The 16,005-nt window shown below is 57.2% G+C and carries 13 protein-coding genes and 1 riboswitch; of the genes, 9 read left to right on the forward strand and 4 right to left on the reverse strand.

The features are described 5' to 3' along the window. Position 1 precedes the first annotated feature (1 nt). Positions 2 to 607 carry a 3-isopropylmalate dehydratase small subunit gene (gene leuD, locus AM410_RS03320; RefSeq protein ID WP_014168614.1) on the forward strand — a complete coding sequence of 202 codons (606 nt, stop codon included), beginning with the start codon at positions 2 to 4 and terminating at the stop codon, positions 605 to 607. A gap of 202 nt (positions 608 to 809) precedes the next feature. On the opposite strand, the gene AM410_RS03325 is transcribed toward leuD, so the two are convergent. Both AM410_RS03325 and sgrT read right to left on the reverse strand, forming a co-directional pair. After that, positions 810 to 1,988 carry a sugar efflux transporter gene (locus AM410_RS03325; RefSeq protein ID WP_032679619.1) on the reverse strand — a complete coding sequence of 393 codons (1,179 nt, stop codon included), beginning with the start codon at positions 1,986 to 1,988 and terminating at the stop codon, positions 810 to 812. 119 nt (positions 1,989 to 2,107) lie between these two features. Further along, a complete protein-coding gene (sgrT, locus tag AM410_RS03330) occupies positions 2,108 to 2,260 on the reverse strand; it encodes a glucose uptake inhibitor SgrT (RefSeq protein WP_014168612.1) in 153 nt (50 codons plus the stop codon). An 88-nt stretch (positions 2,261 to 2,348) separates the two neighbouring features. Here sgrT and sgrR point away from each other — a divergent pair, with 88 nt between their 5' ends. The 4 genes from sgrR to thiQ all read left to right on the forward strand — a co-directional run bounded on the left by sgrR (position 2,349) and on the right by thiQ (position 7,427). Continuing rightward, positions 2,349 to 4,004, forward strand: a complete 1,656-nt coding sequence (gene sgrR / locus AM410_RS03335) for an HTH-type transcriptional regulator SgrR (protein ID WP_047743405.1) — start codon at positions 2,349 to 2,351, stop codon at positions 4,002 to 4,004. 36 nt (positions 4,005 to 4,040) lie between these two features. Then, positions 4,041 to 4,141, forward strand: a riboswitch (TPP riboswitch). Between the two features lie 31 nt (positions 4,142 to 4,172). Then, positions 4,173 to 5,156, forward strand: coding sequence for a thiamine ABC transporter substrate binding subunit (thiB, locus tag AM410_RS03340; RefSeq protein WP_063925655.1), 984 nt, complete (start codon positions 4,173 to 4,175; stop codon positions 5,154 to 5,156). Further along, positions 5,132 to 6,742, forward strand: coding sequence for a thiamine/thiamine pyrophosphate ABC transporter permease ThiP (thiP, locus tag AM410_RS03345; RefSeq protein ID WP_073397165.1), 1,611 nt, complete (start codon positions 5,132 to 5,134; stop codon positions 6,740 to 6,742). Before thiB ends, thiP begins: the two co-directional genes overlap by 25 nt. Next, the gene (gene thiQ / locus AM410_RS03350) at positions 6,726 to 7,427 is read left to right on the forward strand and encodes a thiamine ABC transporter ATP-binding protein ThiQ (RefSeq protein ID WP_020882567.1); all 702 of its coding nucleotides are present in this window, start codon (positions 6,726 to 6,728) and stop codon (positions 7,425 to 7,427) included. Before thiP ends, thiQ begins: the two co-directional genes overlap by 17 nt. A 27-nt stretch (positions 7,428 to 7,454) precedes the next feature. On the opposite strand, the gene AM410_RS03355 is transcribed toward thiQ, so the two are convergent. Both AM410_RS03355 and araC read right to left on the reverse strand, forming a co-directional pair. Further along, positions 7,455 to 8,222, reverse strand: a complete 768-nt coding sequence (locus AM410_RS03355) for a DedA family protein (RefSeq protein WP_014168607.1) — start codon at positions 8,220 to 8,222, stop codon at positions 7,455 to 7,457. A 128-nt stretch (positions 8,223 to 8,350) separates the two neighbouring features. Beyond that, a complete protein-coding gene (araC, locus tag AM410_RS03360) occupies positions 8,351 to 9,196 on the reverse strand; it encodes an arabinose operon transcriptional regulator AraC (RefSeq protein WP_025205437.1) in 846 nt (281 codons plus the stop codon). Between the two features lie 336 nt (positions 9,197 to 9,532). Between araC and araB the strand changes: the two genes are divergently transcribed. The 4 genes from araB to polB all read left to right on the forward strand — a co-directional run bounded on the left by araB (position 9,533) and on the right by polB (position 15,935). Continuing rightward, positions 9,533 to 11,242 (forward strand): ribulokinase, encoded by a 1,710-nt coding sequence (gene araB / locus AM410_RS03365; RefSeq protein WP_047356973.1) that lies wholly within the window; start codon positions 9,533 to 9,535, stop codon positions 11,240 to 11,242. Between the two features lie 10 nt (positions 11,243 to 11,252). Further along, positions 11,253 to 12,755 carry an L-arabinose isomerase gene (araA, locus tag AM410_RS03370; protein ID WP_014168604.1) on the forward strand — a complete coding sequence of 501 codons (1,503 nt, stop codon included), beginning with the start codon at positions 11,253 to 11,255 and terminating at the stop codon, positions 12,753 to 12,755. A gap of 52 nt (positions 12,756 to 12,807) precedes the next feature. Next, on the forward strand, positions 12,808 to 13,503 hold the full coding sequence (gene araD, locus AM410_RS03375; protein WP_032679615.1) for an L-ribulose-5-phosphate 4-epimerase: 696 nt from the start codon (positions 12,808 to 12,810) through the stop codon (positions 13,501 to 13,503). A 74-nt stretch (positions 13,504 to 13,577) separates the two neighbouring features. Beyond that, entirely contained in the window at positions 13,578 to 15,935 is a 2,358-nt protein-coding gene (gene polB, locus AM410_RS03380; RefSeq protein WP_073397163.1) for a DNA polymerase II, read from the forward strand. Positions 15,936 to 16,005 lie beyond the last annotated feature (70 nt).

The raw sequence follows: 16,005 nt of genomic DNA on the forward strand, positions 1-16,005 counted from the left end.
CATGGCAGAGAAATTTACCCAACATACGGGCCGGGTTGTCCCACTGGACGCCGCTAACGTCGACACTGACGCCATCATTCCAAAGCAGTTTTTGCAGAAGGTGACCCGTACCGGGTTTGGCGCGCATCTGTTTAACGACTGGCGTTTCCTGGACGACAAAGGCGAAGTGCCCAATCCCGAGTTCGTGCTGAACTTCCCGGAGTTTAAAGGCGCATCGATTCTGCTGGCGCGTGAAAACTTTGGCTGCGGCTCTTCCCGTGAACATGCACCCTGGGCGCTCACCGACTACGGGTTTAAAGTGGTTATCGCCCCAAGCTTTGCCGATATCTTCTACGGCAACAGCTTCAATAACCAGCTGCTGCCGGTGACGCTGAGCGATGCGCAGGTGGACGAATTGTTCGCCCTGGTGAAGGCAAATCCTGGGATTTCGTTTGAAGTGGATCTGGAAGCGGAAGTGGTGAAAGCGGGTGATAAATCCTACAGCTTCAGCATTGACGCCTTTCGTCGTCACTGCATGCTGAATGGCCTGGACAGTATTGGCCTGACGCTGCAGCACGAAGATGCCATCTCCGCCTATGAGCAAAAACAGCCTGCGTTTATGGGGTAGGCTGCGTACCATCCCGGTGAAGATCAACATCGTCCAACATAATGGGTGCAGTACACCCTCAGTGTTAATTGATGTGGGACTCACCACTGTTTGCCTCTTGCGTCAGCCTGAGGCAAACAGCCTCGGCTGACGCCACGCACTCTATGCGCCTTCTCAGACCCTGTCAGAAAATCGTTTTATTGCGTGAAGCCGCCTTTCAGAATCACACATCTTTTACCCGGCAGGTTAGCACCAGCGTCACCACGGAAATGGCCGCAATCATCCAGTACACTGACGCGTGGCCGTAGGTTTGCGACAACGCCCCCTGAATCACCCCTGCCAGAATAACGCCCGTTGAAATGCTGTTGGTAAAGAGCGTAGTGGCAGAGCCTGCCCGTCCCGGCATTAAGTCCTGGAACCAGAGCATCCCAATCCCGGCCACGATGCCAATAAACACGGCGTTAAACAGCTGCAACGCAAGCAGTGCTTCGCGCGAATGGAAGACGATCAGCCCCAGATAAAAAAGCACTCCCGCCGCCACGGCGACGATCATCATGCGGCGCTTTCCAAAACGCTTAACGTAATAACCCGCCAGGATCATCGCCGGAATTTCCAGGCCGGCAGCCGTCCCCATCAGGATCCCTGCCAGCTTGTCCGGCAACCCCAGATCGCTGCTGATCCACAGCGGCATATCAATGATGTACATGGTGTTGCAGGTCCACATCAGCATGGACGCGATAAACAGCATGCGGACGTTTTTATCCTGCCAGCCGCTCACCTGGGTGATGGGTTTATCCGTCGTCAGCTCCACTCGCGCCACTGAGGGTAGCGCAAAGGCAATCAGTATCAGGCTGATGACAAAAATGCCGGCAGCGATGGAAAACATGGTGGTAAAGCCATAGTTCAGCGCCAGCATAAACGCCAGCGGCGGGCCGATCACCCAGGCCAGAGAGAGCTGCGCACGCATGACCGAGCTGAACATCACCACTTCCCGCGCCGAGTTATCCGCGTATTCACGGGCCAGCGCGAACAGCTGCGGCATGGCGGTATTGGCGAGCGAGGCCAGAAGCACGCCGCAGGTAATCAGCGTCAGGTAATGGCGATTGAAGGCAAACAGCAGCGCGTTACCCACGGCCATGGCGCAGCAAAAGAGGATCAGTTTGCGACGATCGCCCCGATTGTCCGATCGTTTTGCCAGTGCCAGACTGACCAGGATCCCGGCGATGGCGTTCACGGTATAAAACAGCCCCACCCAAAACGGCTGCGCCCCCACCTCACGGCTGAGAAACAGACTCAGCGTCGGAGCCTGCAATGCCCCCGCCACGCCCATCATAAAGGCCACCAGCATAAAAGCGGCATACACGCCGTTCAGGCGTCGCCCCATCGTCATCAACCAGAGCATGCGCAAGTCCTTGTGAAAGCGAATCGAAAATGGGTGAATAGTAAACGAAAAAAGCCAGCAAAAACATTTTGCTGGCGGGTGATAAGCACCAATACTCAGTCACACATGATCGAGGCGAGTTAGCAAGAAGAGGTCGGTTTCGTAACGTCCCACTGCATCAGATCTTCCAGGATTTTCAACCGTTGCTCTGCACACTGGCGGGCCAGCCAGGACGCTCCCTGCGTCGCTGAAAAATAACGCTGATAAAACTGACGTGCGGTAGACCTCTTCATAATTTACCTCCTCACTTCATCGGGAAGAATTATTGGCCTAATATAGGGATTAATAAATTGCTGATTTTTTGTCAGGAGTTCCCCTTTTATGCCCTCTGGTCGTCTGCAACAACAATTTATCCGCCTCTGGCAATGCTGCGAGGGGCGATCGCAGGAGACCACGCTGAACGAGCTGGCGGACCTGCTCAGCTGTTCGCGCCGGCACATGCGCACGCTGCTTAATACCATGCAGCAGCAGGGCTGGCTCAACTGGGAGGCCGAGGCGGGTCGCGGAAAACGCTCGCGCCTGACCTTCCTGTATACCGGGCTGGCGTTGCAGCAGCAGCGGGCGGAAGACCTGCTGGAACAGGACCGCATCGACCAGCTGGTGCAGCTGGTGGGGGACAAAGCGGCAGTACGCCAGATGCTGGTGTCGCATCTCGGGCGCAGCTTTCGTCAGGGTCGCCACATTCTGCGGGTGCTCTACTATCGACCAATGAAAAACCTGTTACCCGGCACGGCGTTACGCCGCTCTGAAACCCATATGGCCCGACAAATATTCAGCGGCCTGACGCGCATAAATGAGGAAAATGGGGAACTGGAAGCGGATATTGCGCACCACTGGCAGCAACTTTCTCCTCTTCACTGGCGCTTCTTTCTACGTCCTGGTATTCATTTCCACCACGGCCGCGAGCTGGAGATGGTCGATGTGATTGCCTCTTTAGAGCGCGCCTGCACGCTCCCGCTCTATTCCCATATTTCACGCGTTCACTCCCCTACGGCATGGACACTGGATGTTGAACTGTCTCAGCCGGACAAATGGCTTCCGTGGCTGCTGGGCTATGTACCGTCGATGATTTTGCCCGGTGAATGGGAATCGATGAATAATTTTGCCAGCCTGCCGATTGGCACCGGCCCCTACTCTGTATCGCGCAATAACAACAACCAGCTGAAAATCCGCGCTTTTGATGACTATTTTGGCTACCGGGCGCTGATCGATGAAGTGAACGTGTGGGTATTACCGGATCTCAATGAAGAGCTGAGCGCCGGGCTGACGCTGGAAGGGCCCACCACGGGCGAAAAGGCCGTGGAGAGCCGGCTCGAAGAAGGGTGCTACTACCTGCTGTTCGACAGCCGTACCCATCGCGGGGCAAACCATGAGGTGCGCAAATGGATAAGCCACGTGTTGTCGCCCTCCAGCCTGATTTATCATGCGGAGGAGCAGTACCAAACCTACTGGTTCCCGGCGTATGGTCTGCTTCCTCGCTGGCATCACGCCCGTCCGACATACTGCGACAAGCCCGCCGGGCTGGAGTCCATCACCCTGACCTACTATCGCGAGCACGTTGAACACCGCTTTATCGCCAGAATCATGACCCGACTGCTGGCCGCCGTTGGGGTGAGGCTGGATGTCAAAGAGGTGGATTACGATGAATGGCATCAGGGGGAGATCGTCAGCGACATCTGGCTCAACAGCGCCAACTTTACCCTGCCGCTTGATTTCTCGCTCTTCTCTCACCTGTATGAGGTCCCGCTTATCCAGCACTGCATAGACCGGGACTGGCAGCAGGACGCGGCCCTCTGGCGCGCCGGCGACATGAATCTGGCCTCATGGTGCCAGCAGTTGCTGGCTGAACAAGCGATCGTGCCGTTGATCCATCACTGGCTGATGATCCAGGGGCAGCGTAGTATGCGCGGTGTCAGAATGAATACGCTGGGCTGGTTTGATTTTAAATCCGCCTGGTTTTCCCCGCCGGAGCCATAACACTTTCGTAATATTTGCCAAATCATTACAATAGCGCCGTTCTCAACGGGGTGCTGCATCACTGATGTGCGCTGAGATAATACCCGTCGAACCTGATCCGGATAACGCCGGCGAAGGGATTTGAGGCTGTCACTCAAAATCCTTTGCCACTCAACCTTGAGGTGCAAAGTGTTAAAAAAAGTTCTCCCCCTTCTGGCGCTGTTTGCGCTGCCTGCCGTCGCGAAGCCCGTCCTGACGGTCTACACCTACGACTCCTTCTCAGCCGACTGGGGTCCGGGTCCGGTGGTGAAAAAAGCCTTTGAAGCTGACTGTCAGTGCGAACTGAAGTTCGTGGCGCTAGAAGATGGCGTCTCTCTGCTTAACCGCCTGCGCATGGAAGGCAAAAACAGTAAAGCCGATGTGGTGCTTGGGCTGGATAACAACCTGCTGGAGGCCGCCTCGAAAACCAGACTGTTTGCCAAAAGCGGCGTCGCCACCGATGCCGTCAGCGTCCCGGGCGGCTGGCAGAACGACACCTTTGTGCCGTTCGATTACGGTTACTTCGCGTTTGTTTACGACAAAAACAAGCTTAAAAACCCGCCGAAAAGCCTGAAGGAACTGGTCGAAAGCGAGCAGAAATGGCGCGTTATTTATGAAGATCCTCGCACCAGTACGCCAGGCCTGGGGCTGCTGCTGTGGATGCAGAAAGTCTACGGCGATGACGCTCCGCAAGCGTGGCAGAAGCTGGCCGCCAAAACCGTCACCGTGACAAAAGGCTGGAGCGAAGCCTACGGTCTGTTCCTGAAAGGGGAAAGTGATCTGGTTCTGAGCTACACCACCTCCCCGGCTTACCACATCATCGCCGAGAAGAAAGACAATTACGCCGCCGCCAGTTTTGCTGAAGGGCACTATCTGCAGGTCGAAGTGGCAGCCCGCACGGCATCCAGCAAACAGCCCGAACTGGCCGAGAAGTTCCTGAAATTTATGGTCTCCCCGGCATTCCAGAACGCGATTCCAGCGGGTAACTGGATGTACCCCGTGACCAGCGTGGCGTTGCCAGCGGGCTTTGAGAAACTGACCAAACCGCAAACCTCGCTGGAGTTTACGCCTCAGCAGGTTGCCGCGCAGCGAGCAGCATGGGTAAGTGAATGGCAACGCGCCGTCAGCCGTTAATTCCCGGCTGGTTAATTCCTGGGCTGCTCGCCGCCGTATTGATGGTGGCGGTCAGTCTGGGCGCATTCCTTGCCTTGTGGTTTAACGCGCCAGAGAGCGACCTGTTCGCGCTCTGGCACGACAGTTATCTCTGGCACGTTATCCGTTTCTCTTTCTGGCAGGCCTTTCTCTCTGCGCTGCTGTCGGTTATCCCCGCCATTTTCCTGGCACGCGCGCTTTATCGCCGCCGTTTCCCCGGCAGGCAGGCCCTGCTGCGCCTGTGCGCCATGACGCTGATCCTGCCGGTCCTGGTGGCCGTGTTTGGCATCCTGAGCGTCTATGGCCGTCAGGGGTGGCTGGCTTCACTTTTCAGCCTGCTGGGTCTGGAGTGGCGCTTCTCGCCCTACGGACTGAAGGGCATTCTGCTGGCGCACATCTTTTTCAATATGCCGATGGCGACCAGACTCTTTTTACAGGCACTGGAAAACATCCCCGGTGAACAGCGCCAGCTTGCCGCCCAGTTGGGCATGCGCGGCGTATCCTTCTTCCGCCTGGTCGAATGGCCGTGGCTGCGTCGTCAGATCCCGCCGGTTGCGGCTCTGATCTTTATGCTCTGTTTCGCCAGTTTTGCCACCGTGCTTTCACTCGGCGGCGGCCCGCAGGCCACCACCATCGAACTGGCAATTTACCAGGCGCTCAGTTACGACTATGACCCCGGCCGCGCCGCGCTGCTGGCGATGGTGCAGATGGTTTGCTGCCTGTGCCTTGTGCTGCTGAGCCAGCGTCTGAGCAAAGCCATCCCGCCGGGCAGTAATCAGATAACCGGCTGGCGCGACCCGCAGGACAGCATGCATAGCCGGATCGCTGACCTGCTGCTTATCACGCTGGCGCTGCTGCTTCTGCTTCCGCCGCTGATGGCCGTCATCGTCGATGGCCTGAACCTGAATCTCGTTACCGTGTTGCAGCAGCCCGTTCTCTGGCAGGCAACGTGGACCTCGTTACGGATCGCGCTGGCCGCCGGGCTGCTGTGTGTCATTCTGACCATGATGCTTTTATGGAGCAGCCGCGAGCTTTACGCGCGTCAGGCCCGTAAAGCCGGGCATGCCCTGGAGCTGACAGGCATGCTGATCCTGGCGATGCCCGGCATTGTACTGGCGACGGGGTTCTTTTTACTGTTCAACAGCACCATTGGCCTGCCGGAAAACGCCGACGGCATCGTGATTTTCACCAATGCCCTAATGGCGATCCCCTACGCGCTGAAGGTGCTGGAAAATCCGATGCGAGACATCAACAGCCGCTACGCGCTGCTGTGCCATTCGCTCGGTCTGCAGGGCTGGCAGCGGCTAAAGATTATCGAACTGCGTGCGCTGAAACGCCCGCTGGCCCAGGCTCTGGCCTTCGCCTGTGTGCTCTCAATTGGTGATTTTGGTGTCGTGGCGCTCTTCGGTAATGAAGATTTCCGCACCCTGCCGTACTGGCTGTACCAGCAAATTGGCTCCTATCGTAGCCAGGAGGGAGCCGTCACGGCGCTGCTGTTACTGGTGCTCTGCTTTGCCTTATTTACCGTTATCGAAAAACTTCCGGGGCGTAATGTTAAAACTGACTGATGTAACCTGGCTCTACCAGCATCTGCCAATGCGCTTCTCCCTTTCGGTTCGTCAGGGAGAGATGATTGCGGTTCTGGGTCCGAGCGGGGCCGGAAAGAGTACTTTGCTCAATCTGATTGCCGGTTTTCTGCAACCGGCGAGCGGGTCGATAGTGATTGAAAACCGCGACCATACGCGCACGCCACCCGCCCGACGTCCGGTGTCGATGCTGTTCCAGGAAAATAATCTGTTCATGCATCTGACGGTGCGGCAAAACATCGCCCTGGGTATGGATCCTGGCCTGAAACTCAACGACGGTCAGCGCCAGAAGCTGGAGCTGATTGCCGCTCAGATGGGCATTACCGCGTTTATTGACCGCCTCCCCGAAGCCCTCTCCGGCGGGCAGCGTCAGCGGGTAGCGCTGGCACGCTGCCTGGTGCGCGAGCAGCCCATACTGCTTCTGGATGAGCCCTTCTCTGCACTCGATCCTGCCTTGCGCCAGGAGATGCTTACCCTGGTGCAGGACGTGTGCCAGCGTCAGCAACTGACAATGCTGATGGTTTCGCACAGCATCGAGGATGCCGCGCGGATTGCGCCACGATCGGTGGTCATTGCAGAAGGGAGAATTGCCTGGGATGGCGGCACAGAGGAACTGCTCAGTGGTCACGCAGGGGCGTCTTCATTGTTGGGCATCAGTGCGGGCTGACCCTCTCCCACGGGAGAGGGAAACAGATTAACGGCTCACCACCTTCAAGAGAATTTCACCGTACACCGGCATCAGCGGGTGGCGAATCAGGGCGACCAGCGCCACCACGGCAACCCCCAGCATTAACGGCGCGAGCCACAACAGGCGCGAGCGTGGCAGATAACGCGTCAGGCGATCAACATTCGCTTTCGCGCTGCGCCACAGTCGCCAGCACAGCCAGGCAGCGATCCACAACAGCAGGGCCGTAGCCAGCAACAACCACTTAAACTCGCCACTTTGCATTCCGTCAGGAATATCAACGGTGGCCCCTGCCAGGATCCCCGGCAGAAAGTAGAACGGCGGCCAGAAAACACAGCCGATGATGTTCGGCACCACGAATTTCGCAACAGGCAGATCCAGCATCCCCGCGACCATCGGCACCAGCGGACGCGTTGGTCCAACAAAGCGACCGACGAGGATCGTGAACATGCTGTGCTGATGCAGCGCGTGTTCGGTTTTATCCAGCAAGGCTTTGTTCTTTTTCATGAACGACCAGCGGTGCAGCGGTTTCTTAAAGCGCCAGCCCAGCCAGAAGGAGATCCAGTCGCCAAGTAAACAGCCAATAATCCCCGCCATCCACGCCTGCCAGAAATTCACTTCACCGCTGCCAATCAACGCGCCCAGCCCCGCCATCATCACCGTGCCGGGGAGGATCAACCCAACAAGTGCAAGCGATTCCAGAAACGCCACCAGCGCAACGGCGATAAGCGAATACATAACGGACTGGGTGATAAAATGTTCCAGCAATGCCTGCATAACTATTCCGGTCAGAAAACGAATCAGGGATTCTGCTTAGCGCCCTGCACCGCGTCAAGACAACAATTGTCTGAATAGTTTACAGGTTGCTTCCACACTTCACCTGCTTGTTTATCTTTTTTTACCGTTTATTCACATCCTGCCCGGAATTCACTGGGGCTGGCACCGGTGCATTTTTTAAATACCCGGGAGAAATAGAGCTGGTCTTCAAAGCCCACATTGCGCCCCACGGTGGCAATGGGCATGCGGGTGGTGCTGAGCAGGAGCTTCGCCTGGCTGATACGCTGGTCCTCACGCCAGCTCAGGACGCTAACGCCCAGCTGCTGACGGAACAGATGTGACAGCCGCGACGGTGAGAGACACACATGCTGGGCGACGCTGGCGATATCGAACTGGCTGTCGGCCAGATGGTCGCTGATGTACTGGCAGGCGTCGCGCACGCGGTTGTCCAGCGGAGGATTAAGTGACGCGTTTATCGCCTCCATCCGGCGCAACAGCACCTGTTCAAGCAGGTTAATCGCCAGCAGTTCGGCATACCGGCCACCCGCCTGCCCCGCTTCAATAATTTGGGCAAAGAGTTCGCGGAACTGAGCCAGATGAACCTCGTCCGGGCGATAAAAACCGGTGTGCGCAAAAATAGCCGGCCACGAGAGCCACTCCTGCCAGTAGGCGCGCGGGCGGAAGTAGACCCACTGGTGATACCACTCTTTGGCCTCCGGGTGACGCCCGTAGTGGTGGATCTCTCCCGGCGGAAACAGCAGCATATCGCCCGGACGGCAGACAAACTGCTGATCGTTATTTTTGATAATCCCTTCCCCACGCACCGTCAGGTTCAGAATATACCCTTTCATCCCGAGCGGTCGGTCGACGTAAAAATCGAGATATCCCTCAGCCTCAATAGGGGTCAGCCCCGCCACCAGGTGAGCATTAAACGAGTAGCCCGGTAATAAGGGATCGTTTTGCGTTTCGGCCATAGATTCAGTTCTCCCAAGGGTCCTGAAGGAAACCAATTGTCCATATCGATAAAAGCAGTATAAAAATGGCCCGCGAAAAGATCCAAAAAGCATCACGCCTCTTTTACGTCCGCCATGTTTCAGCCTTTCCCCCTGATTTATCCGCCCACGGGGGCAGATCAGCAGTAACAAAAGTGTCTATAAGTGCGGCAGAAATGTCCACATTGATTATTTGCACGGCGTCACACTTTCTATTGCAACAGCAATTTAGTCCATAAGATTAGCGGATCCTGCCTGACGATTTTCGCCTCCAGTCTCTAATGTTCTCTCATACCTGTTTTTTGATGGAGCAACACCATGGCAATTGCGATTGGCCTCGATTTTGGCAGCGACTCGGTTCGCGCTCTGGCAGTGGACTGTACAAGCGGCCAGGAAATAGCAACCAGCGTTGAGTGGTACCCGCGCTGGCAAGAGGGGCGCTACTGCGATGCGCCAAATAACCAGTTCCGTCACCATCCACGTGACTACATTGAGTCGATGGAAGCGGCAATCAAAACCGTGCTGGCTGAACTGACCGACGCCCAGCGGGCAGAGATCGTCGGGATTGGCGTCGACAGTACCGGCTCAACGCCTGCCCCTGTGGATGCCGAAGGCCATGTTCTGGCGCTGCGTCCGGAGTTTGCTGATAACCCGAACGCCATGTTCGTGCTGTGGAAAGATCACACCGCCGTTGAAGAGGCCGAGGCCATTACCCGCTTGTGTCACCAGCCCGGTAAAACGGACTACTCGCGCTACATCGGCGGTATTTACTCCAGTGAATGGTTCTGGGCCAAGATCCTCCACGTAACCCGCGCGGACGCATCCGTTGCGCAGGCCGCGGTATCCTGGATTGAACTGTGCGACTGGGTACCAGCCCTGCTCTCCGGTACCACGCGTCCGCAGGATATCCGCCGCGGACGCTGCAGCGCCGGACACAAATCCCTGTGGCATGAAAGCTGGGGTGGCCTGCCACCGGCGGCGTTCTTCGATGAACTCGATCCCGTCATCAACACGAGTCTGCAATACCCGCTGTTCACCGACACCTTCACCGCCGATATTCCGGTGGGTACGCTTTGTGAAGAGTGGGCGACGCGCCTGGGTCTGCCGCAAAACGTGGCCATCTCCGGCGGGGCGTTTGACTGCCACATGGGCGCGGTGGGCGCTGGTGCCCAGCCAAACACGCTGGTGAAGGTAATCGGCACCTCCACCTGCGACATTCTTACCGCGGATAAAGCCAGCGTAGGCGATCGGGCGGTAAAAGGCATCTGCGGCCAGGTTGACGGCAGCGTCGTACCGGAGTTTATCGGTCTGGAAGCGGGTCAGTCCGCCTTTGGCGATATCTACGCCTGGTTTGGCCGCGTGCTGGGCTGGCCGCTGGATCAGCTGGCGGCGGCACATCCTGAGCTGAAGACCCAGATTGCCGAAAGTAAAAAGCAGCTTTTGCCGCAGCTCACCGCCGCGTGGGCAAAGAATCCTTCTCTCGATCACCTGCCGGTGGTGCTCGACTGGTTCAACGGACGCCGTACGCCATTTGCCAACCAGCGCCTGAAAGGGGTGATCACCGATCTTAACCTCGCCACCGACGCGCCAGCGCTGTTTGGCGGCCTGATTGCCGCAACTGCCTTTGGGGCGCGCGCCATTATGGAGTGCTTCACCGAGCAGGGCATCGACGTCAACAACGTGATGGCACTGGGCGGCATCGCCCGTAAAAACCCGGTAATCATGCAGGCCTGTTGTGACGTGCTGAACCGTCCGCTGCAGATTGTCGCCTCCGATCAGTGCTGTGCCCTCGGTGCAGCGATCTTCGCGGCCGTTGCGGCAGGCGTTCATGCCGATATCCCGACCGCGCAGCAGCACATGGCGAGCGCTGTCGAAAATACCCTCCAGCCGCGTGCTCAGCAGGCGCAGCGTTTTGAACAGCTTTATCAGCGCTATCAGCAATGGGCAAAAAGCGCCGAACTTCACTATCTCCCTGTCGCCGCCCCGGCCAAACACACCGCGGACACTACGGCAACCCTGACACATTAAGGACACAATAATGACCATTTTTAATAATTATGAAGTGTGGTTTGTCATTGGCAGCCAACATCTGTACGGGCCGGAAGCGCTGCAACAGGTGACGAAACATGCTGAGCACGTGGTCAACGCGCTCAATGCAGAGGCTAAACTGCCGTGCAAACTGGTGCTCAAACCGCTCGGCACGACCCCGGATGAGATCACGAACATCTGCCGCGACGCGAACTACGACGATAAATGCGCCGGCATGGTGGTGTGGCTGCACACCTTCTCACCGGCCAAAATGTGGATCAACGGTCTGGCCATCCTCAATAAACCACTGATGCAGTTCCATACCCAGTTCAACGCGTCCCTGCCGTGGGACAGCATTGATATGGACTTTATGAACCTGAACCAGACCGCGCACGGCGGCCGCGAGTTCGGCTTTATCGGCGCACGTATGCGCCAGCAGCATGCGGTCGTCACCGGCCACTGGCAGGATCAGCATGCGCAAAAACGTATCGGCTCCTGGATGCGCCAGGCGGTGTCCCGACAAGATACTCGCCACCTGAAAGTGGTGCGTTTCGGCGACAACATGCGTGAAGTGGCGGTCACCGACGGCGATAAAGTTGCCGCACAGATTAAATTTGGTTTCTCGGTGAATACCTGGGCCGTGGGCGACCTGGTGCAGGTGGTGAATGAAATCAGCGATGGCGACGTAAGCGCGCTGGTCGACGAATACGAAAGCAGCTACCGTCTAACCCCTGCGGCACAAATTCACGGTGACAAACGCCAGAACGTGCTGGATGCAGCACGTATCGAACTGGGCATGAAACGCTTCCTGGAACAGGGTGGCTTCCATGCTTTTACCACCACCTTTGAAGACCTCCACGGTCTGAAACAACTGCCCGGCCTGGCGGTACAACGTCTGATGCAGCAGGGCTACGGCTTTGCCGGCGAAGGCGACTGGAAAACTGCCGCTCTGCTTCGCATTATGAAAGTGATGTCAACCGGTCTGCAGGGCGGCACCTCCTTTATGGAGGACTACACCTACCACTTCGAAAACGGCAACGACCTGGTACTGGGCTCGCATATGCTGGAAGTGTGTCCTTCCATTGCCGTTGAAGAGAAACCGATCCTCGACGTGCAGTACCTTGGCATTGGCGGAAAAGCCGACCCGGCACGTCTGATCTTCAACACCCGTACCGGTCCTGCCATCAACGCCAGCCTGATTGACCTGGGCGACCGTTTCCGCCTGCTGGTGAACTGTGTGGATGCGGTTGAAACCCCGCATTCTCTGCCAAAACTGCCGGTCGCCAACGCCCTGTGGAAAGCGCAGCCTGACCTGCCAACCGCCTCGGAAGCCTGGATCCTGGCCGGTGGCGCGCACCACACCGTCTTCAGCCACGCGCTGGATCTGAACGACATGCGTCAGTTCGCCGAACTGCACGACATCGAACTGACCGTCATTGATAACGATACCCGCCTGCCCGCGTTCAAAGACGCGCTGCGCTGGAACGAAGTCTATTACGGTTCAAAACGTTAACAGGGGAACCTTTGGCCTGCCGCAGGGCGGGCCTCTTTTCCTGGAGGATTGCATGTTAGAAGATCTCAAACGTCAGGTACTGGAAGCCAACCTGGCGCTGCCCAAACACAATCTGGTGACGCTGACCTGGGGCAACGTCAGCGCCGTTGACCGCGAGCACGGCGTCTTCGTGATAAAGCCGTCAGGGGTGGATTACACGGTAATGACCGCAGAAGATATGGTTGTCGTCAGCATCGCCACGGGCGAAGTGGTGGAAGGAAAGAAAAAACCCTCCTCCGACACGCCAACGCATCGCCTGCTCTACCAGGCCTTCCCGACCATTGGCGGTATTGTGCATACCCATTCGCGTCATGCGACCATCTGGGCGCAGGCCGGCCAGTCCATTCCGGCTACCGGAACCACGCACGCAGACTACTTTTACGGCACCATTCCCTGCACCCGTTTGATGACTGATGAAGAGATCAACGGCGAGTATGAGTGGGAAACCGGCAACGTTATCGTCGAAACGTTTGAAAAACAGGGTATCGACGCTGCGCAAATGCCCGGCGTGCTGGTGCACTCCCATGGACCTTTTGCCTGGGGCAAAAACGCCGAAGATGCGGTACATAACGCGATTGTGCTGGAAGAGGTCGCGTATATGGGCATCTTCTGCCGCCAGCTGGCACCGCAGCTTCCGGATATGCAGCCAACCCTGCTGGATAAACACTACCTGCGTAAACATGGCGCAAAAGCCTATTACGGGCAGTAAACTGTATATATACCCAGCATAAAATATTCAACCAGGCTATAATCAAGCCTGGTTTTGTTTTATGGGATAGCGGCGTGGCGCAGGCGCAAGAAGGTTTTTTACTTACCCGACACTGGCGGGATACTCCTCAGGGCACCGAGGTGGCATTCTGGCTGGCGACGGACAACGGCCCGCTGCATGTGACCCTGCCGCCGCAGGAATCCGTGGCTTTTATCCCGAACGATCATGTTGAGAAAGTAAAGCAACTGCTGCGCGGTGAAAATGGCTGGCGCCTGACGCCGCTTGAACTGAAAGATTTCCACCGTCAGCCCGTACATGGCCTTTACTGCCGCGCCCATCGCCAGCTGATGCGTTATGAAAAACTGCTGCGCGACGCTGGCGTGACGCTGTACGAAGCCGATATCCGCCCGCCAGAACGTTTTCTGATGGAGCGGTTTATTACTGCCCCCGTCTGGGTCGACGGCACCGCGCAAAACGGCAGCCTTATTAACGCCCGTCTCAAACCCAACCCTACCTACCGGCCGCCGTTGAAATGGGTCTCGCTGGATATCGAAACCACTCGCCACGGTGAGCTGTACTGTATCGGCCTTGAAGGCTGCGGGGATCGGGTTGTTTATATGCTTGGCCCCCCGAATGGCAACGCATCCGCGCTGGATTTCCGGCTGGAGTATGTCAACAGCCGGCCACAGCTTCTGGAAAAGCTTAACCAGTGGTTTGCCGATCGCGATCCCGATGTGTTGATCGGCTGGAACGTGGTGCAGTTCGATCTGCGCGTGCTGCAAAAACATGCTGAACGTTACCGCATCCCCCTGATGCTGGGGCGCGGAAACAGCGAGCTGGAATGGCGCGAGCACGGTTTTAAAAACGGTGTGTTTTTTGCGCAGGCCAATGGCCGCCTGATTATCGACGGCATTGAGGCGCTCAAATCTGCCTTCTGGAATTTTTCCTCTTTCTCTCTGGAAGCGGTGGCGCAGGAGCTGCTCGGCGAAGGGAAATCCATCGACAATCCGTGGGACAGGATGGATGAAATCGACCGGCGCTTTAACGAAGACAAACCGGCGCTCGCCACCTACAACCTGAAAGATTGTGAACTGGTGACGCAGATTTTCCACAAAACGGAGATCATGCCCTTCCTGCTCGAGCGCGCGACGGTGAACGGCCTCGCCGCTGACCGGCACGGTGGCTCCGTGGCCGCCTTTAGCCACCTCTATTTCCCGCGTATGCACCGGGCGGGCTATGTCGCCCCCAACCTCGGTGACGTACCGCCGCAGGCAAGCCCGGGCGGTTACGTGATGGATTCCCGGCCCGGGTTGTATGACTCCGTGCTGGTGCTGGACTACAAAAGCCTCTATCCGTCCATTATTCGCACCTTCCTGATCGATCCCGTCGGGCTGGTGGAAGGGATGGCGCAGCCTGACGATTTGCACAGCACAGAAGGTTTTCTCGGGGCCCGCTTCTCACGGGAAAAGCACTGTCTACCGGAAATCGTGGGAAACATCTGGCACGGTCGCGACGAGGCTAAGCGTCATGGCAACAAGCCCCTTTCTCAGGCGCTGAAAATTATCATGAACGCGTTTTACGGGGTTCTGGGGACCAGCGCCTGCCGCTTCTTCGACCCACGACTGGCGTCATCTATCACCATGCGCGGGCACGACATCATGCGCCAGACCAAAGCGTTGATTGAATCCCAGGGTTATGACGTTATTTATGGCGATACGGATTCCACCTTTGTCTGGCTTAAGGGCGCGCATTCAGAAGAGGATGCCGCGCGAATCGGCAAATCACTGGTGGCTTTTGTGAACGCCTGGTGGCAGGAAAGTTTGCAAAAAGAGCGGTTAAGCAGCGCGTTAGAACTGGAGTTTGAAACCCATTTCAGCCGCTTTTTAATGCCCACCATTCGCGGTACCGACCAGGGCAGTAAGAAGCGCTACGCCGGTCTTATTCAGGAAGGTGACAAGCAGCGAATGGTCTTTAAAGGGCTGGAAACCGTACGCACCGACTGGACGCCGCTGGCGCAGCAGTTTCAGCAAACGCTTTATCTGCGTATCTTTCGCAACGAGCCTTATCAGGACTACGTGCGTGAAACAATTGCCAGTCTGATGGCCGGTGAACTCGACGCCCAGCTGGTGTACCGCAAGCGCCTGCGCCGCCCGCTGGCGGAATACCAGCGCAACGTTCCGCCGCACGTCCGCGCCGCGCGCCTGGCAGATGAGGAGAACATGCGCCGGGGGCGTGCCCAGCAGTATCAGAACCGGGGAACCATCAAATACCTCTGGACCACCAGCGGCCCGGAACCCGTGGATTACCAGCACTCGCCTCTGGATTACGAGCACTATCTTACGCGTCAGCTTCAGCCGGTCGCGGACGGAATTTTGCCCTTCATCGACGACGACTTTGCTACACTAGTGACAGGGCAACTTGGCCTATTTTGACACGTGACGAAATGGCTGCCATCCAGTACCATAGCGCCCTTTCCATTCCCGGACCCATTTTTCAATGACT

The sequence above is a fragment of the Enterobacter cloacae complex sp. FDA-CDC-AR_0164 genome, assembly GCF_003071645.1.
Taxonomy (GTDB): domain Bacteria; phylum Pseudomonadota; class Gammaproteobacteria; order Enterobacterales; family Enterobacteriaceae; genus Enterobacter; species Enterobacter ludwigii.

What these genes read in the sequence shown, in the direction of transcription:
- leuD (WP_014168614.1), top strand. Translation starts at nt 2, where the DNA reads ATGGCAGAGAAATTTACCCAACATACGGGCCGGGTTGTCCCACTGGAC.
- AM410_RS03325 (WP_032679619.1), bottom strand. Translation starts at nt 1,988, where the DNA reads ATGCTCTGGTTGATGACGATGGGGCGACGCCTGAACGGCGTGTATGCC.
- sgrT (WP_014168612.1), bottom strand. Translation starts at nt 2,260, where the DNA reads ATGAAGAGGTCTACCGCACGTCAGTTTTATCAGCGTTATTTTTCAGCG.
- sgrR (WP_047743405.1), top strand. Translation starts at nt 2,349, where the DNA reads ATGCCCTCTGGTCGTCTGCAACAACAATTTATCCGCCTCTGGCAATGC.
- thiP (WP_073397165.1), top strand. Translation starts at nt 5,132, where the DNA reads ATGGCAACGCGCCGTCAGCCGTTAATTCCCGGCTGGTTAATTCCTGGG.
- thiQ (WP_020882567.1), top strand. Translation starts at nt 6,726, where the DNA reads ATGTTAAAACTGACTGATGTAACCTGGCTCTACCAGCATCTGCCAATG.
- AM410_RS03355 (WP_014168607.1), bottom strand. Translation starts at nt 8,222, where the DNA reads ATGCAGGCATTGCTGGAACATTTTATCACCCAGTCCGTTATGTATTCG.
- araC (WP_025205437.1), bottom strand. Translation starts at nt 9,196, where the DNA reads ATGGCCGAAACGCAAAACGATCCCTTATTACCGGGCTACTCGTTTAAT.
- araB (WP_047356973.1), top strand. Translation starts at nt 9,533, where the DNA reads ATGGCAATTGCGATTGGCCTCGATTTTGGCAGCGACTCGGTTCGCGCT.
- araA (WP_014168604.1), top strand. Translation starts at nt 11,253, where the DNA reads ATGACCATTTTTAATAATTATGAAGTGTGGTTTGTCATTGGCAGCCAA.
- araD (WP_032679615.1), top strand. Translation starts at nt 12,808, where the DNA reads ATGTTAGAAGATCTCAAACGTCAGGTACTGGAAGCCAACCTGGCGCTG.